The following is a 16,516-nucleotide window of genomic DNA, read 5'->3' on the forward strand; positions in this document are numbered from 1 at the left end:
CCCCCAGGGGCGGCGGCCGCACTCACAGCCGGACGGGAATGCCCCGGGCCGCCATGCGGGCCTTGGCCTCGCCCACCGTGTGTTCGCCGTAGTGGAAGATGCTGGCGGCCAGCACCGCATCGGCGCCGCCGGTCTGGATGCCGTCGGCCAGGTCGTCGAGGCTGCCGACCCCGCCCGATGCAATGACCGGCACATTCACGGCGTCGCTCACCGCACGGGTGAGTTCGAGGTCGAAACCACTCTTGGTGCCGTCGCGGTCCATGCTCGTGAGCAGGATTTCGCCGGCGCCGCGGCGCACCATCTCGGCCGCCCATTCCACGGCGTCCAGGCCTGTGTTCTTGCGGCCGCCATGGCTGTACACATCCCAGCCCGCGCCGCGCGTGGCGGCTTCCCCGGGGCTGCGGCGCTTGGCATCGATGGCCACCACGATGCATTGCGCCCCGTACTTCTGCGACGCGTCGTTGATCACCTGCGGATCGGCAATGGCCGCCGAGTTGAAGCTGGTCTTGTCGGCGCCCGCATTGAGCAGCCGGCGCACATCGGCCACGGTGCGCACGCCGCCGCCCACCGTCAATGGAATGAAGACCTGAGAGGCCACCGCCTCGATGATCGGGAGGATCAGGTCGCGGCCGTCGCTGGTGGCCGTGATGTCGAGAAAAGTGAGCTCGTCGGCGCCCTGCGCGTTGTAGCGCGCCGCAATCTCGACCGGATCGCCGGCATCGCGCAGCTCGAGAAAATTGACGCCCTTGACCACGCGGCCGCCGGTAACGTCGAGACAGGGAATGATGCGTTTTGCGAGCATGGTCGGTCGTAGGGAAAAAATCAGAGAACGCGAAGCTGCTGCCAGCCCTGCCATTGGGCCCCGGGTGCGAGCAGCACCTGCTCGTCGATGCGCGCGGCTTCCACGCACAGCATGTGCCGGTAGCCATCTTCAGGCATGTCGGCGAGTTTCGCACCAAGCACGGCACCGGGGTTCCAGACCACGGTTTCGCTGCAGCTCGCGCTTTGCTCGATTTCAAGCGTGCCGCTCGGCTGCACCAGCCGCAATGGCTTGGCGGGCGCTGCATAGACGCTGTCGAACTCGGCATTGAAACGCAGCTCCGGCGCCGTCTCCACGTGGCGGTCGTCGCGCAGCGAATCCCAGCGGTTGGCGCCTTGCAGCCCCTCCAGGCGCACATCGGCGATGTCGTCGACACGCAAGTAGGTATGCAGCGCCGCGGCAAAGCTGAATGGCGCATGGTCGAGATTGAGCAGTGTCAGGGCAGCGCGCAGCCGGCCCGGGGCCATGCCGATTTGCAGGCGTGCCTCGAAAACATGCGGCCAGAGCTTGCGCGTGGCCTCGCTGTCGCGCAGCCGCAAGGTCAGTTCGCCCGATGCGGCGTCGATGCCACGGTTTTCCCAAGGCAGATTGCGCATGAAACCATGCTTGGGCAACATGCCTCGCTGATTGAATTGAGGGCAGCAAATGGGCACGCCGCCGCGGATTGCGGCTGCTGCGTCGAACACGGCGCGCGGGCTCAGATAGAGCCGCTCGACGCCATCCGCCGTGGTCCAGGATAGCAGTTGCGCCCCGTGTAGAGACACGGTGAAAGCACTGCCGTCGGCGCCGGTGGCACGAAGCGCCGGCTGGCCGCGAAACTCGATCGGATTGATGTCCATGCGGGAATTGTAGGCAGCGGAAATTCCCGCACGCGAAACCGGCAATGGACACTTAAGACCTCATCGAAGCCGTGGTGCTGCTGGTTGCACGCGGGGGGCCTTCTTGGATAACCTTTTGCCCGCCACGCAAGCACACAGACGCCGGCAGGTCCGCGCACACCTCCAAAACCATACCTACACATCGAAGAGAAACGCATGATGAAGAAACTGCCGGCCGCCGCCTGGATCCTGATCGCCATGGTGCTCGGCATTCTTGTCGGCTACATGATCTTCACGAGCTTTCCGGACAAGAAAGCGGCTGCGCAGATTGCAGGCTACGTGTCGATCGTGTCGGACGTATTTCTGCGCCTCATCAAGATGCTGATCGGCCCGCTCGTGTTCTCCACGCTGGTGGTGGGCATTGCGCACATGGGTGACGCCAAGTCGGTGGGCCGCGTGTTCGGCAAGTCGCTCGGCTGGTTCTTTACCGCTTCGCTCATCTCGCTGCTCATCGGCCTCGTGATGGCCAATGTTTTGAAGCCGGGCGAGAACCTGGGGCTGCCGCTGCCGGACATTGGCGCCTCGGCCAACCTGGCGACCGCGAAGTTCACCCTCAAGGACTTCGTGAGCCACCTGGTGCCCAAGTCTTTTGCCGAGGCCATGGCCAACAACGAGATCCTGCAGATCGTGGTGTTCTCGATGTTCTTCGGCGTGGCGCTCGCCTCGCTCGGCGACAAGGCCAAGACGCTGGTGGCGGCCATCGACGAGCTCTCGCACGCCATGCTCAAGATCACCGGCTACGTGATGAAGCTCGCACCCCTTGCGGTGATGGCCGCCATGGCGGCCACCGTTGCGACGAACGGCCTGGGCATCCTGCTGAAGTTCGCGGTTTTCATGGGCGACTTCTATCTGGGCCTCTTCGTGCTGTGGGGCGTGCTGATCCTCGCGGGCTTGTCGTTCCTGGGACGACGGGTGTTCAAGCTGATGGTGCTCATCAAGGAAGCCTTTCTGCTTTCGTTCGCCACGGCCAGCTCGGAAGCGGCCTATCCGAAGATCCTGCAGGCGCTCGACCGTTTCGGCGTGAAGCGCAAGATCTCGAGCTTCGTGATGCCGATGGGCTATTCGTTCAACCTCGACGGCTCGATGATGTATTGCACCTTTGCCGTGCTGTTCATCGCGCAGGCCTACAACATCCACATGCCGCTCAGCACGCAGGTCACGATGCTGCTGATCCTGATGCTCACCTCCAAGGGCATGGCCGGCGTGCCGCGCGCCTCGCTGGTGGTGATTGCCGCCACGCTCAACCACTTCGACATTCCGGAAGCCGGCCTGCTGCTGATCCTGGGCGTCGACACCTTCCTGGACATGGGGCGCTCCGCCACCAATGCAGTGGGCAATTCCATTGCCACCGCGGTGGTTGCCAAGTGGGAGGGCCAGTTGCTCTCCGAGAGCGACGCAGCGGTGAACGCCAAGGCGCTGGACGAGGAGGCCGCCGCCACCCTCGCCCACCCGGCCCACGCGTGAGGCCCGCGATGAAGCCCAGGCCGACGCTGCCGGTTTTCATTGCCGGCCTGCTGGCGGCGGTTGCCCTTGTCATGGGAGCCCCCGTGCAGGCGCAGGAAGCGCCCCCTACGCTGACCGGCACCCTTGCCAAGGTGCGCGAGACCGGCGCCATCACCATCGGCTATCGCGAGTCGTCGGTGCCGTTCTCTTTTCTCAATGCACGCGACGAACCCATCGGCTATTCGATCGAACTCTGCCGCGAATTGGTCACGGCCATCGAGGAAACGGTGAACAAGAGCCTCGTGATCAAGTGGGTGCCGGTGACCTCCGATTCGCGTATCGAAGCGGTCGAACGCGGCACGGTCGATCTCGAATGCGGCTCGACCACCAGCAATCTCGAGCGGCAGAAGCGCGTGAGCTTCTCGCCCACGATCTTCGTCTCGGGCACCAAGGTGCTGGTGAAGAAGGGCTCGCCGATCAAGTCGTTCCGCGACCTGGCCGGCAAGCGGGTGGCCGTTACCGCGGGCACCACCAACGAGAAGACGCTGCGCGAGCTTTCGCAGAAGTTCAAGCTCGGCATCGACCTGCTGGTGGCGCGCGACCACGCCGATTCGTTCGGGCTGGTGAAAAGCGGCCAGGCCGATGCCTTTGCCACCGACGACGTGCTGCTCTACGGCCTGATCGCGCGGGAAGCCGCCAAGGCCCAGTACGAGGTGGTCGGCGACTATCTCTCCTACGACCCCTACGGCATCATGTACCGCAAGGGCGATGCGCAATTGGCCAAGGTGATCAACGACGCCTTCCAGGTGCTGGCCCAGGACGGCGAGATCGAGCGCCAGTACAAGCGCTGGTTCCTGCGCAAGCTTCCGACGGGGGAAAGCATCGACCTGCCGATGAGCGCCCAGATGCAAGCGATCATCCAGACGATGTCGGTGAAGGCGGAATAATCCGCGCAGGAGGGGAAACGGAGGCCGGCAGCTACCGCGCCGGCCACGCCCAATGCGGTATCTCGCTCATGTCGAGATTGGCGATGCGGGTTTCGCCGAACCGCTTTTCCAGCACCACCGGTTGCAGTTCGTCGCTGTCTTCCAGCGCGGCGATCAGCCGCGCGGCATGCGACACCACGATGACTTGCGACTCGCGGGCAGCCTGTGCGATCAACCGGCCGAGCGCAGGCAACAGGTCGGGGTGCAGGCTGGTCTCGGGCTCGTTGAGCACCAGCAGCGCCGGCGGCCGGGGCGTGAGCAGCGCGGCAATCCACAGCAGGTAGCGCAGGGTGCCATCCGAGAGCTCCGCCGCGGTCAGGGGCCGCAGCAGGCCGTGCTGGTGCATCAGCGTTTCGAAGCGGTCGTCATTCGCGCGCACTTCGACGCGGGCCCCGGGGAATGCGTCGTCCACGGCACGGTCGAGCGCGCCGCTGTCGCCGATCTCGCGAATGGTCTGCAGCGCGGCGGCCAGGTCGGACCCGTCGTTGGCCAGTACCGGCGTGTAGGTGCCGAGCTGCGGCTGGCGCGCAGGTGCGTCGGCGTCGGAGCGGAAGTGGTCGTAGAAGCGCCAGGAGCGCATCTGCTCGCGCAGCGTGAGCATCTCGGGTGCGGCGTGGGGGTCGGCGTACTCGGTCATCATGCTGGCGAAATGGGCGATGGGCCGGCCCACGGGCTCCCAGCTTCCGCTGCGCTCGCCGCGCAGCCGCAGCGAAGCGCCCTTGCGGTCGACCAGCTGCGTGGCGGGCCGCAGCACCGGACCGCTCCAGATGGCCTCGCGCTTGATTTCGGGGTCCCCCCCGAACGCTGTTTCGCGCGGCACCGGCAGGCCGATGTCGATCGCGTAGCCGAAGTCGCTCGTCTCGACGCCCGAGAACCCGAGCCGCAGGTTCACCGGCTCGCTGCGCACGGTGCCCTGCACCGGCGCATCGCCGCGCAGCATGGCGGCCGAAAAGCGCTCGGGCCCGGCCCAGAGGGTGGAGGAAAGCCCACCCTCGCGCACCAGCGAGCGGATCACGCCGCCGTTGGCAATGTCGGCCAAAAGCCGCATCGCGCGGTACACGCTGGATTTGCCGCTGCCGTTGGGCCCGGTCACGACGGTAAGCCGGCCGAGCGGCACCGTCAGCTGGCGCAGCGACCGGTAGTTGGCAATGGCAAGCGCACAGAGCACGCCGCGCTACACAAGACGCCTCAGACGCCGGCGAGTTCGTCGGCGCGGGCTTGCGCGGCGGCGAAATCGAGGTCGCCCGAATAGATGGCGCGGCCGCAGATCACGCCTTCGACGCCTTCGGACTCGACCGCGCAAAGCTGGTCGATGTCGGCCATGTTCGACAGGCCGCCCGAGGCGATGACCGGAATGGTCAGCGCCTGCGCGAGCTTGACGGTGGCATCGATGTTGATGCCCGAGAGCATGCCGTCGCGGCCGATGTCGGTGTAGATGATCGATTCGACGCCGTAGTCCTCGAACTTCTTGCCCAGGTCGGCCACCTCGTGGCCCGTGAGCTTGCTCCAGCCGTCGGTGGCGACCTTGCCGTCCTTGGCGTCGAGGCCCACGATGATGTGGCCGCCGAAGGCCACGCAGGCGTCCTTCAGGAAGCCCGGGTTCTTGACCGCGGCGGTGCCGATGATCACGTAGCGCAGGCCGTCGTCGATGTAGCGCTCGATGGTGTCCAGGTCGCGGATGCCGCCACCCAGCTGCACGGGAATGTCGTCGCCCACTTCGCGCAGGATCGCCTTGATGGCCGCGTGGTTCTGCGGCTTTCCGGCAAAGGCGCCATTCAGATCGACCAGGTGCAGCCGCCGCGCCCCGGCCTCGACCCACTTGCGGGCCATGGCGGCGGGGTCTTCGCTGAAGATGGTGGACTGGTCCATGTCACCCTGTTTGAGGCGAACGCAGTGGCCGTCTTTGAGATCAATGGCGGGAATGAGGAGCATGGAAGTGACGCGAGTGTGCGGAATCCGGGCTGAGGAAGGTTCGGCCCGGGCGGAAATATAAGGTCAGGGATTCCAGTGGAGGAAGTTTCGGTAGAGCTGCAACCCGTGGTCCGCACTCTTCTCCGGGTGGAACTGGGTGGCAAAAATGTTATCGCGTGCGATGGCTGCGGTAAAGCATGCCCCGTAATCTGCCTCGCCCACGCTGTGCCGGTCGTCCGCAGGCCGCGCATAGAAGCTGTGAACGAAATAGAAATAGCTCATGTCCGGTACGCCCGCCCACACCGCATGCGGCTGGGCCTGGCGCACCTGGTTCCAGCCCATCTGGGGCACCTTGAAGCGGCTGCCATCGGGCTGCAACCGGCCGGCCAGGTCGAACTTGACGACTTCGCCGGGGATGAGCCCCAGGCCATCGGTCGGCCCTTCATGGCTGCGCGACAGCAGCATCTGCATGCCCACGCACACGCCGAAGAGCGGCTTGCTGGCCGCGGCTTCGAGCACCGACTCTTGCAGGCCCGAGTCGCGCAACTCGCGCATGCAATCGGGCATGGCGCCCTGCCCCGGCAACACCACGCGGGTGGCCTTGCGCACCACATCGGGGTCGGAGGTGACGAAGACTTCGACCCCCACCTGGTCGGCCGCATGCTGCACGGCCTGCGAGACGGAGCGCAGGTTGCCCATGCCGTAGTCGACCACGGCGACGGTATTTGCTACAGATTTCATAGCTGAGCGCCGATGGATTTCAGAGCGAGCCTTTGGTCGAGGGAATGACGCCCACGGAGCGCGGGTCGAGTTCGAGCGCGCCGCGCATTGCGCGTGCAAACGCCTTGAACACCGTTTCGCACTGGTGGTGCGCGTTCACGCCCTTGAGGTTGTCGATGTGCAGCGTGACGAAGGCGTGATTGACGAAGCCCTGGAAGAACTCGTAGGTGAGCTGGCTGTCGAAGGTGCCGATCATGCCGCTCGTGAAGGGCACGTGCATCACCAGACCCGGGCGGCCCGAGAAATCGATGACGACGCGGCTCAGCGCCTCGTCGAGCGGCACGTAGGCATGCCCGTAGCGGCGAATGCCCTTCTTGTCGCCCACGGCCTTGGCCACCGCCTGGCCGAGGGTAATGCCCACGTCTTCCACCGTGTGATGGCCGTCGATGTGCAGGTCGCCCTGGCAGTCGATGTCGAGGTCGATCAGGCCGTGGCGGGCGATCTGGTCGAGCATGTGGTCGAAGAAGCCGATGCCGGTGGCGAGCTTGGCCTTGCCCGTGCCGTCGAGGTTGACGCTGACGGTGATCTTGGTTTCGGCGGTATTGCGGGTGACCGTTGCGGTGCGCGCGGCAGTGCCCGTGTCGGCTGTTTGGGGGGTGGTCATAGTGAGGCTTCGAGTGCCGCGAGCATCCGCGCATTCTCGTCGGCCGTTCCGACGGTGAGGCGCAGGCAGTTTGCGAGCAGTTCATGCATTTTAGAAACGTTCTTCACCAGAATCCCGCGCGCCTTCATGCCCTCGAAGGCCTTGGCGGCATCGGGCACCCGCACGAGGATCATGTTGGCGTCGCTCGGCCACGTCTTCACGCCCGAAAGACGGCCCAGCCCCATCATGAGGCGGTGGCGCTCCTCGCGGATCTGCCGGGCCTGGGCCTCGAACACCTCGGCATGCTCGAGCGCGAACAACGCGCATTCGCAGTTGAGCACGCTGATGTTGTAGGGCGGACGCACCTTGTCGATCTGGGAGACCAGCGCGGCCGGCCCCATGAGATAGCCGAGGCGAATGCCGGCCAGGCCGAACTTGCTGAGGGTGCGCATCAGCAGCACGTGGCCGTGCTTCGCCATGCGGTCGATATAGCTCCTGGCGGCAAATGGCTGGTAGGCCTCGTCCATCACCACCAGGCCACCCTGCGCGCCCTGGGCCTCGACGATCTTCTCGATGACGGCATCGTCCCAGAGGTTGGCGGTGGGGTTGTTCGGATAGGCCAGGTACACGATGGCCGGCTTCTCGCGCGCGATGGCAGCCAGCATTGCCGCCTCGTCGAGTTCGAAATCGGCCGTGAGCGGCACGCCGACGAAGCGCAAGCCCTGCAGTTGGGCGCTCATGGCGTACATCACAAAACCGGGCACGGGCGCGAGCACCGCTGCGCCGGGCATGTCGCAGGCAATGGCCAGCAGCGAAATCAGCTCGTCGGAGCCGTTGCCCAGCATCAGCGCAAAGCCCTCGGGCATGTGTGCGTGCGCGGCCAGCGCGCGCTGCAGATCGCCGCCCCGCTCGCCCGGATAGCGGTTGAGCGCCAGCGCGCCGAGCCGTGCGCCGAGCTCGGCCTGCAACGCAGGCGGCAGGCCGAACGGGTTTTCCATGGCGTCGAGCTTGACGAAGCCGCGCGCGTCCTGCACCGCATAGGCATGCATGGACTGCACGTCGGAGCGGATGCGGTCGATCGGGCGGGCGGTAGCGGAAGTTGTCATCGGGTGCAGCGGTAGCTGTTTCTAAGGGCGCCGGACATGACCAGTTGCACGGGCATGTCGGCCTCATAGCTGTCGGCGTTGCGCGTCAGCTCGGTTTGATAGAGGGAGCGTGCCATCGAAGGCTCGAGCCGGCGGCCCTCGACGCAGAAGACCGGCTTCTGGCCGTTGCGCTGCGACGCTTCCACGCCTTCGCGCAAGCCTTCGAGCACGCCGACGAGGTAGTAGCTCGCGTAGGCCTTGCCGTCCTTCTCGCCCGCTTCCAGCGTGCGCAGCTCGCGAATGCTCATGGCCTGCGCACCGGCACCGGCCGCCAGTGCGAGCAACAGCGCCGAAAGGCGCGGCAGCAGCAGGACGGCGGCATGGCTCATGGCATCACTTGCTGTAGCGCGGCGGCGGTGCGTAGGAGTCGTCGGCCGGGAAGGCGTTCGGCTGCGTCGACGCGGCATTGCGGCGCGGGCGGCGCGATGCTTCGGGCTGCTCGAGCTCGAACAATGCGGCGCCGATCACGCCGATGTTGCGCACGTCGCCGGCTTCGGTGTTCGCTGCATAGGCACGGCTTGGTGCGGCGAAACGGAAGGCCGCGACCTCGCTCTGGCTCTTGCGGAAGCCTTCGATGTCGAGGGTCTGCAGCGGACGCAGCACATAGCCGCCATTGCGCAGGCTGCCGGGCTTGCCGTTCAGCACGTCGAGGCCGTCGACCGTGGCAATCACTTCGTAGCTGCGGTCGCTGAGGTTGCGAAAGCGCAGCGTGTAGCGCGCGCCTTCGATGCCGGCGAGGCGGAACATGTCGCTGCTGCTGCGGCGTGCGCGCTGCATCGGCAGAGGACGGCCGTTTTCATCCAGCACTGACCATTCCACATCGCCTTGGGCCAGTTGCAGGTTGAGCCGGCGCTCGGGGTTGTTGCCCGCTTCGCGGCGCACGGCGGATGCTTCGTTGTAGCCCAGCGAGGCGACTTCGTCAGGCTGCGCGGACAGCCGCTTCGCCTCGACCGTACGGGTCTTCGACTCTCTGCCCTCGCCCCACTGGGTGCCGAGCTGGGCCGGCGCGGGCACAGCAGCCGCAGCGCTGGGCGTTGCCGACAAGGCGGCCGACTCATTGCGCGGCGCCTGCGGCATCTGGCTGCAGGCGGCGAGCAAACCCGCGCCTGCAATGAGGCCCGCAGCGAATCTGAAAAAACGCGAACTATGAAGACGATGAATCATCTGGCTTGCTCCTCCCGAGCGGTTTTCTGTTTATGGAACTTCAAATCTTGCGCAAGCGCATGCGCGCCGCTTCGGCGTGCGCCTGCAGGCCCTCGCCTTCGGCCAGCGTCACCGCAATCGGACCTAGCACCTGCGCGCCGGCTTCGCTCACCTCGATGAGGCTCGAACGCTTCTGGAAATCGTAGACGCCGAGCGGGCTCGAAAAACGCGCCGTGCCGCTGGTCGGCAGCACGTGGTTGGGGCCCGCGCAGTAGTCGCCGAGGCTTTCGCTGGTGAAGGCGCCGAGAAAGATCGCGCCGGCATGGCGCAGCAGCGGTTCCCAACGCTGCGGCTCGCTGCTGCTGACTTCCAGGTGCTCGGGTGCGATGCGGTTGCTGATCTCGCAGGCCTCTTCCATGCTCTTGGTATGGATGAGCGCCCCGCGGCCGTTGAGCGAAGCGGCAATGATTTCGGCGCGCGGCATGGCGGGCAGCAGGCGGTCGATTTCGGCCTGCACGCGGTCGATATACGCTGCGTCGGGGCACAGCAGAATGCTCTGCGCGAGTTCGTCGTGCTCGGCCTGGCTGAACAGGTCCATGGCCACCCAGTCGGGCGGCGTGGTGCCGTCGGCCAGAACGAGAATTTCGCTCGGGCCCGCGATCATGTCGATGCCCACGGTGCCGAACACGCGGCGCTTGGCGGCTGCGACGTAGGCGTTGCCCGGGCCGGTGATCTTGTCGACTGCGGGAATGGTGGCGGTGCCGTAGGCCAACGCAGCCACCGCTTGGGCGCCGCCGATGGTGAAACCGCGCGTCACGCCGGCCACGTAGGCTGCGGCGAGCACGAGCGGGTTCTTTTCGCCGCCCGGCGTCGGAACCACCATGATGATTTCGGCCACGCCGGCCACGTGCGCCGGAATCGCATTCATCAGCACGCTCGACGGATAGGCCGCCTTGCCGCCCGGCACGTAGATGCCGACGCGGTCGAGCGGCGTGACCTTCTGGCCGAGCAGCGTGCCGTCCGCGTCACGGTAGCTCCAGCTCTCGCCGCTCGCCTTCTTCTGGGCCTCGTGGTAGCTGCGCACACGGCGCGCGGCGGCTTCGAGCGCGTCGCGCTGGGCGGCGGGCAGCGATTCGAAGGCGGCCTTCAGCTCGGCCTGCGTCAACTCCAGTTCGGGCAGCGTCCTGGCACCGAGCTTGTCGAAGCGGTTGGTGTATTCCAGCACCGCGTCGTCGCCCCGCTTCTGCACATCGGTCAGGATGTCGGCCACCACCTTCTCGATGGCCGCGTCCGCGTCGGCGGACCAATGCAGCCGCGCCTTGAATTCAGCATCGAAGCTGGCTGAAGTCGTGGAGAGACGGGCGGGGGCTGCTTTCAGTTTCATCGCATGAATCGAGAAAAATATCCAACGGGACGGCTGTTCATTCGAGGTCGCTCGAAAGACGCGAGGGCTTGTTGACCAAGGTACCTCGTATTTTGACGGTCGCTTCAAGAGCGCGGGCCGAGCCCCAAACGGCGAACATCGCGATCAACGCGCCCGCACCGCTGACGCGGCCACCGGCCGCCATGCCATATCCGGCAAAGATCAAGGTTCCGAGCGCAAATACCAGAGCAATGCTCGCAGCAACCCGGCTGCGGAAGCGGGCAATGCCAAATGCGCAGGCGGCATTCAACGCGGCATCCACCAATCCGACCTTGTCGCCGATCAGCGCTGAAATCGCTTGCAGCGCTGCAATGATCCAGAGTGCCTTGGAGGCGTCTCTGATCATCTCGACTGCCGCGTAGTGGCTGTCGAGTTTCGAGAAAAAGCTCCTCTTGTTCTCTTCGGACACGGCGCTCCTCAAGACCGAGGAATGGCTGACGCAAAGGCATCGATGATGCGGCGGATCGGCTCGCGCTTGAGCTTGAGCGCGGCCTGGTTGACCACGAGCCGTGCACTGATGTCCATGATGCGTTCGACCTCGACCAGGTGATTGGCCTTGAGCGTGTTGCCGGTCGAGACCAGGTCGACGATGGCGTCGGCCAGGCCGGTGAGCGGCGCGAGCTCCATGCTGCCGTAGAGCTTGATCAGGTCGACGTGCACGCCTTTGCTGGCGAAGAAATCGCGCGCCAGGCCTACGTATTTGGTGGCCACGCGCAGGCGCGAGCCCTGCTTGACGGCCGAGGCGTAGTCGTAGTCGGCGCGCACGGCCACGCTGAGGCGGCAGGCCGCAATCCGCAGGTCGAGCGGCTGGTACAGGCCCTGGTTGCCGTGCTCGAGCAGCACGTCGGAGCCGGTCACGCCGAGGTCGGCGCCGCCGTACTGCACGTAGGTGGGCACATCGGAGGCGCGCACCAGCACCACGCGCACGTCGGAGCGGGTGGTCGCGAGAATCAGCTTGCGCGATTTTTCCGGGTCTTCGGTCACCTCGATGCCGGCGGCGGCCAGCAGGGGCATCGTCTCTTCGAAGATGCGGCCCTTGGAGAGCGCCAGGGTGATCATGCGGCGGCTCCGGCCACACGCTCGATGTCGGCCCCGATGCCGCGCAGCTTGGCTTCCATGCGGTCGTAGCCGCGGTCCAGGTGGTAGATGCGGTCGACCAGCGTCTCGCCGTCGGCCACGAGCCCGGCGATGACGAGGCTGGCCGAGGCGCGCAGGTCGGTGGCCATCACGGTGGCGCCCGAAAGCTGGGGCACGCCTTCGACCATCGCCACCTTGCCTTCGACGTGGATGGTCGCGCCCAGACGCACCATCTCGTTCACGTGCATGAAACGGTTCTCGAAGATGGTCTCGGTGACCATCGAGGCGCCACGCGCAATCACGTTCAGGGCCATGAACTGGGCCTGCATGTCGGTGGGGAAGCCGGGGTATTCGGTGGTGCTGAAGCTCTGCGCCTTGAGGTGCTCACTGGCCGGGGCCTTGGAACTGATGCGCACCCCGCCCTCTTCCGGCGAGATGGTGCAGCCGGCGTCGCGCAGCTTGTCGATCACGGCGTCCATGTGGTCGGCGCGGGCGTGGCGCAGGAACACGTCGCCGCCCGTGGCCGCGACGGCGCAAAGGAAAGTGCCGGCTTCGATGCGGTCGGCCACCACGGCGTGTTCGCAGCCGTGCAGTTTTTCAACACCCTGGATGCGGATGTGGCTGGTGCCGTGGCCCTGGATCTTGGCACCCATGCGGATCAGCATTTCGGCCAGGTCGACGATCTCGGGCTCCTGCGCGGCGTTCTCGAGCAGCGTTTCGCCCTCGGCCAGCGCGGCGGCCATGAGGAAGTTCTCGGTGCCGGTGACGGTGACCATGTCGGTCAGGATGCGCGCGCCCTTCAGGCGGGTGCGCCCGGCCGGCAGGCTGGCGATCATGTAGCCGTGGTCGACGGTGATTTCGGCGCCCATGGCCTGCAGGCCCTTGATGTGCTGGTCGACCGGCCGCGATCCGATGGCGCAGCCGCCCGGCAACGAGACCTTGGCACGGCCGAAGCGGGCCAGCAGCGGGCCGAGGGCCAGCACCGAGGCGCGCATGGTCTTCACCAGCTCGTAGGGGGCTTCGGGGTTGGCAAGGTCGCCTGCATTGAGCTGCACCGTGCCGTTGTCATCGCGCTCGGCCACGACGCCCATGTTGCGCACCAGCTTGAGCATGGTCGACACGTCCTGCAGGCGTGGCACGTTGTGCAGCGTCACGGGCTGGTCGGTCAAGAGCGCGGCGCACAGTTCGGGCAGCGCCGCGTTCTTTGCGCCGGAAATGAGCACCTCGCCGCGAAGCTGGCGCCCGCCGCGAATCAGAAGTTTGTCCATCGAATTTCCAGCGAATCAGGGCCTCAAGGGGCCGGGAGTTATTTTTCCAACGCCGCCCATTCGGCCGGCGTGTAGGTCTTCATGGAGAGCGCATGCACCTCGTCGGTGTGCATTTTCGCACCGAGGGTGGCGTAGACCCGCTGGTGTCGCTGAATGGCGCGCTTGCCCTCGAATTCGGCCGAGACGATGGTGGCGTACCAATGCCGGCCGTCGCCTTCGAGCGTGATGTGCTCGCAGGGGAGGTGGGACTGGATCAGGGCCTGGAGTTGTTCGGCGGTCATGGGGAGATTGAAGGGCCTTTCAGCCTCTGATTTTGTAGCCGATTCGCAGGAGATGAACGGCAATGGCGCTCACCACCAGCCAGGCGGCGCCGACGATCCCCAGGCTGAGCCAGGGGGAAGCGTCGCTGACTCCGAAGAAGCCGTAGCGGAAGCCGTCGATCATGTAGAAGAACGGATTGAGGTGGCTCACCGACTGCCAGAACGGCGGCAGCGAGCCGATCGAATAGAACACGCCCGAGAGAAAGGTCATGGGCATGATCAGGAAGTTCTGGAACACGGCCATCTGGTCGAACTTCTCGGCCCAGAGCCCGGCAATGAGCCCCAGCGTGCCGAGCATCGCGGAGCCCAGCAGCGCGAACACCAGAATCCACAGCGGCGCAACGAAGCTCGGCATGGCGAAGAACACGGTCACCGCGAACACGCCGAGTCCCACGGCCAGCCCGCGGATCACCGACGAGCCCACGTAGGCGAAGAACCAGCCCCAGTGCGAAAGCGGCGTGAGCAGCACGAAGACCAGGTTGCCCATGATCTTGCTCTGGATGATGGACGACGAGCTGTTGGCGAAGGCGTTCTGCAGCACGCTCATCATCACGAGGCCCGGCACCAGGAAGGCCGTGTAGCCGACCGAGCCGTAGACCTTCACGTGGTCTTCGAGCACGTGGCCGAACACCATGAGGTAGAGCAGCGCGGTAAGCACCGGCGCGCCGACCGTCTGGAAGCCGACCTTCCAGAAGCGCAGCGTTTCTTTATAGAGAAGTGCGCGCCAACCCGTCACGGCCATCATCGCGAGACCTCCAGCGGCGTTTGCTCGCCCGCCATCAGATCGATGAACACGTCTTCCAGATCGGCCTTGCGCATTTCCACGTCTTCCACCGCGACGCCGGCTTCGCGGATTGCGGCCAGCAGTTGTTCGACTTCATGGGCGTTCTGTGCCGGCAGTTGCACGATGCGCCCGGTGATGCGCGCGTGCTGGGCAATGGCCCAGGGCAGCATGGCGTCGGTCTTGAAGCGCAGCACGTTGCTGGTGGCCGATTTCAGCAGTTCGCTGGTACGGTCGAGCGCAATCACGCGGCCCAGCTTGAGCATGGCGATGCGGCTGCACAGCGCCTCGGCTTCCTCGAGATAGTGCGTGGTCAGGAGCACGGTGCTGCCCTGCTTGTTGAGCCTGGCGACGAACTGCCAGAGCGTCTGGCGCAGTTCGACGTCGACCCCGGCCGTCGGCTCGTCGAGCACGATCACCGGTGGCTTGTGCACCAGCGCCTGCGCCACCAGCACCCGGCGCTTCATGCCGCCCGAGAGCTGCCGCATGTTGGCCGTTGCCTTGTCGGCCAGGCCGAGGCTTTGCAGCAACTCGTCGATCCAGGCCTCGTTGTTCTTGATGCCGAAGTAGCCCGACTGGATGCGCAGCGACTCCCGCACGTTGAAGAAGGGGTCGAACACCAGCTCCTGCGGCACGATGCCGAGCTGGCGCCGGGCCTCGGCATAGTCGCGCTGCACGTCGAAGCCGTGAACGCTGATCGCCCCGGCGGTAGGACGCGACAGGCCGGCCAGCATGCTGATCAGCGTGGTCTTGCCCGCACCATTGGGGCCGAGCAGGCCGAAGAACTCGCCCGGCTCGATCTGGAAACTGACCTCGTCGACGGCGCGCAGCCCTTGCTTGCCTTGGGCCCGTTGCTGTCTGGAGGGGGGATAGGTCTTGGAGACCGATTGGAATGAGATCGCGGGCATGGGAGCCGACGATTTTACGGGCCTGCTTGACAAGCCGCTGCGGCGCGGCCGGATACCCTGACACGGCCGCTCCGGGCCGGGCCACAAGCAAGATCAATCAGGGTGCCGCCGGCAAGAGCCCTGCGATGCCGTAGAGGGCAGCCAGTTCACGCAGCCGCGGCGAAAGCCCCTTGACCGCGAAGCCGCGGCCGAGCGCACTCGATTCCCGGCGGCACTCCAGCAACACAGCCAGAGCCGAGGAGTCGAACTGCGCCAGCGCGCTGGCGTCCACCACGGTGGACGTATCGGCCTGACCCTTCAGCCCCTGCTGCAGCATGCGCATGCAGGCCGGGGCATCGTCGTGGGTGAGCTTCGTCGGCAGCACCAGCATGGCATCAGCTCTTGCCGTTGTTGCCCTTGTTGCGCGCCGCCAGGGCTGCAATCAGGCCATCGATGCCGCGGGCGTTGATTTCCTGCGCGAACTGGGTGCGGTAGGTGTCGACCAGCCAGACGCCCAGCACATTGAGGTTGTAGACCTTCCAGCCGCCGCCCTGGCCAGGCGTTTTCTCGAGACGGTAGTCGAGCTGCACCGGATCGCCACGGCCCTTGACCTCGGTGCGCACCAGCACTTCGGTGTCTTCGGGCGAACCGCGGAACGGACGGACCGAGACAGTCTGGTCGCTCACCTGGTCGAGCGCGCCGGCGTAGGTGCGCACCAGCAAAGTCTTGAATTCTTCCTGCAGCTTCTTTTGCTGCTCGGGCGTGGCCTGGCGCCATGCCGGACCGACGGCGGAAGCCGTCATGCGCTGGAAGTTGACGTTCGGCATGATCTTGCTGTCGACCAGCACCATGATCTTGCTGATGTCGCCAGACTTGATGGAGGTGTCGGCCTTGATGGTTTCGAGCACGTCGGTCGACAGGCGCTTCACCAGCGCATCGGGCGCTTCATCGGCAGCCTGCGCCGGTCGGACGAAAGCCGCGGCGGCACCAAAAAGCAGCGCGGTGGCCAGTACCAGGCGGCCAAAGCCGCGTCGTTGCAAGATCTTGTTGTTCATGGCAATTCCCTCAAGT

General features: G+C 65.8%; 20 protein-coding genes. 2 read left to right on the forward strand and 18 right to left on the reverse strand.

The window, feature by feature from the left end; translation table 11 throughout:
- Positions 1-22: 22 nt before the first annotated feature.
- Together hisF and ABIC94_RS23260 are read right to left on the reverse strand one after the other, a co-directional pair.
- Entirely contained in the window at positions 23-802 is a 780-nt protein-coding gene (hisF, locus tag ABIC94_RS23255; RefSeq protein ID WP_354375340.1) for an imidazole glycerol phosphate synthase subunit HisF, read from the reverse strand.
- A 20-nt stretch (positions 803-822) separates the two neighbouring features.
- Positions 823-1,659 (reverse strand): D-hexose-6-phosphate mutarotase, encoded by an 837-nt coding sequence (locus ABIC94_RS23260; protein ID WP_354375341.1) that lies wholly within the window; start codon positions 1,657-1,659, stop codon positions 823-825.
- 195 nt (positions 1,660-1,854) lie between these two features.
- Here ABIC94_RS23260 and ABIC94_RS23265 point away from each other — a divergent pair, with 195 nt between their 5' ends.
- Together ABIC94_RS23265 and ABIC94_RS23270 are read left to right on the forward strand one after the other, a co-directional pair.
- Complete coding sequence (locus ABIC94_RS23265; protein ID WP_354375342.1) at positions 1,855-3,162, forward strand: dicarboxylate/amino acid:cation symporter; 1,308 nt, start codon at positions 1,855-1,857, stop codon at positions 3,160-3,162.
- 8 nt (positions 3,163-3,170) lie between these two features.
- Entirely contained in the window at positions 3,171-4,088 is a 918-nt protein-coding gene (locus ABIC94_RS23270; RefSeq protein WP_354375343.1) for an amino acid ABC transporter substrate-binding protein, read from the forward strand.
- 31 nt (positions 4,089-4,119) lie between these two features.
- Here ABIC94_RS23270 and ABIC94_RS23275 read toward each other — a convergent pair whose 3' ends face one another.
- From ABIC94_RS23275 to ABIC94_RS23350, 16 genes are all read right to left on the reverse strand, one after another.
- On the reverse strand, positions 4,120-5,295 hold the full coding sequence (locus ABIC94_RS23275) for an AAA family ATPase (RefSeq protein ID WP_354375345.1): 1,176 nt from the start codon (positions 5,293-5,295) through the stop codon (positions 4,120-4,122).
- A 20-nt stretch (positions 5,296-5,315) separates the two neighbouring features.
- Complete coding sequence (gene hisA, locus ABIC94_RS23280; RefSeq protein ID WP_126745541.1) at positions 5,316-6,059, reverse strand: 1-(5-phosphoribosyl)-5-[(5-phosphoribosylamino)methylideneamino]imidazole-4-carboxamide isomerase; 744 nt, start codon at positions 6,057-6,059, stop codon at positions 5,316-5,318.
- Positions 6,060-6,122: 63 nt separating this feature from the next.
- Positions 6,123-6,779, reverse strand: a complete 657-nt coding sequence (gene hisH / locus ABIC94_RS23285) for an imidazole glycerol phosphate synthase subunit HisH (protein ID WP_354375346.1) — start codon at positions 6,777-6,779, stop codon at positions 6,123-6,125.
- A 19-nt stretch (positions 6,780-6,798) separates the two neighbouring features.
- Positions 6,799-7,422, reverse strand: coding sequence for an imidazoleglycerol-phosphate dehydratase HisB (hisB, locus tag ABIC94_RS23290; protein ID WP_354375348.1), 624 nt, complete (start codon positions 7,420-7,422; stop codon positions 6,799-6,801).
- Complete coding sequence (hisC, locus tag ABIC94_RS23295) at positions 7,419-8,507, reverse strand: histidinol-phosphate transaminase (protein ID WP_354375349.1); 1,089 nt, start codon at positions 8,505-8,507, stop codon at positions 7,419-7,421. The genes hisB and hisC overlap by 4 nt, the downstream gene beginning before the upstream one ends.
- Positions 8,504-8,875, reverse strand: a complete 372-nt coding sequence (locus ABIC94_RS23300) for a hypothetical protein (RefSeq protein ID WP_354375351.1) — start codon at positions 8,873-8,875, stop codon at positions 8,504-8,506. The genes hisC and ABIC94_RS23300 overlap by 4 nt, the downstream gene beginning before the upstream one ends.
- A 4-nt stretch (positions 8,876-8,879) precedes the next feature.
- Positions 8,880-9,710: a hypothetical protein gene (locus ABIC94_RS23305; RefSeq protein WP_354375352.1), complete on the reverse strand. Its 831-nt coding sequence runs from the start codon at positions 9,708-9,710 to the stop codon at positions 8,880-8,882.
- 40 nt (positions 9,711-9,750) lie between these two features.
- Complete coding sequence (gene hisD, locus ABIC94_RS23310; RefSeq protein ID WP_354375353.1) at positions 9,751-11,073, reverse strand: histidinol dehydrogenase; 1,323 nt, start codon at positions 11,071-11,073, stop codon at positions 9,751-9,753.
- A gap of 37 nt (positions 11,074-11,110) precedes the next feature.
- A complete protein-coding gene (locus tag ABIC94_RS23315) occupies positions 11,111-11,521 on the reverse strand; it encodes a hypothetical protein (protein WP_354375354.1) in 411 nt (136 codons plus the stop codon).
- 8 nt (positions 11,522-11,529) lie between these two features.
- Positions 11,530-12,171, reverse strand: coding sequence for an ATP phosphoribosyltransferase (gene hisG, locus ABIC94_RS23320; RefSeq protein WP_354375355.1), 642 nt, complete (start codon positions 12,169-12,171; stop codon positions 11,530-11,532).
- Positions 12,168-13,457, reverse strand: a complete 1,290-nt coding sequence (gene murA / locus ABIC94_RS23325; RefSeq protein WP_354375356.1) for a UDP-N-acetylglucosamine 1-carboxyvinyltransferase — start codon at positions 13,455-13,457, stop codon at positions 12,168-12,170. Before murA ends, hisG begins: the two co-directional genes overlap by 4 nt.
- 38 nt (positions 13,458-13,495) lie before the next feature.
- Entirely contained in the window at positions 13,496-13,738 is a 243-nt protein-coding gene (locus tag ABIC94_RS23330) for a BolA family protein (RefSeq protein WP_012746311.1), read from the reverse strand.
- Between the two features lie 19 nt (positions 13,739-13,757).
- Entirely contained in the window at positions 13,758-14,513 is a 756-nt protein-coding gene (locus ABIC94_RS23335; protein WP_354375413.1) for an ABC transporter permease, read from the reverse strand.
- Positions 14,514-14,518: 5 nt separating this feature from the next.
- Positions 14,519-15,466, reverse strand: coding sequence for an ABC transporter ATP-binding protein (locus ABIC94_RS23340; protein ID WP_354375357.1), 948 nt, complete (start codon positions 15,464-15,466; stop codon positions 14,519-14,521).
- Positions 15,467-15,563: 97 nt separating this feature from the next.
- Positions 15,564-15,836 carry an STAS domain-containing protein gene (locus ABIC94_RS23345; RefSeq protein WP_354375358.1) on the reverse strand — a complete coding sequence of 91 codons (273 nt, stop codon included), beginning with the start codon at positions 15,834-15,836 and terminating at the stop codon, positions 15,564-15,566.
- A 4-nt stretch (positions 15,837-15,840) separates the two neighbouring features.
- On the reverse strand, positions 15,841-16,500 hold the full coding sequence (locus ABIC94_RS23350) for an MlaC/ttg2D family ABC transporter substrate-binding protein (RefSeq protein ID WP_354375359.1): 660 nt from the start codon (positions 16,498-16,500) through the stop codon (positions 15,841-15,843).
- Between the last annotated feature and the right edge of the window lie 16 nt (positions 16,501-16,516).

It is taken from the genome of Variovorax paradoxus (genome assembly GCF_040544635.1).
Classification (GTDB): Bacteria; Pseudomonadota; Gammaproteobacteria; order Burkholderiales; family Burkholderiaceae_C; genus Variovorax; species Variovorax paradoxus_R.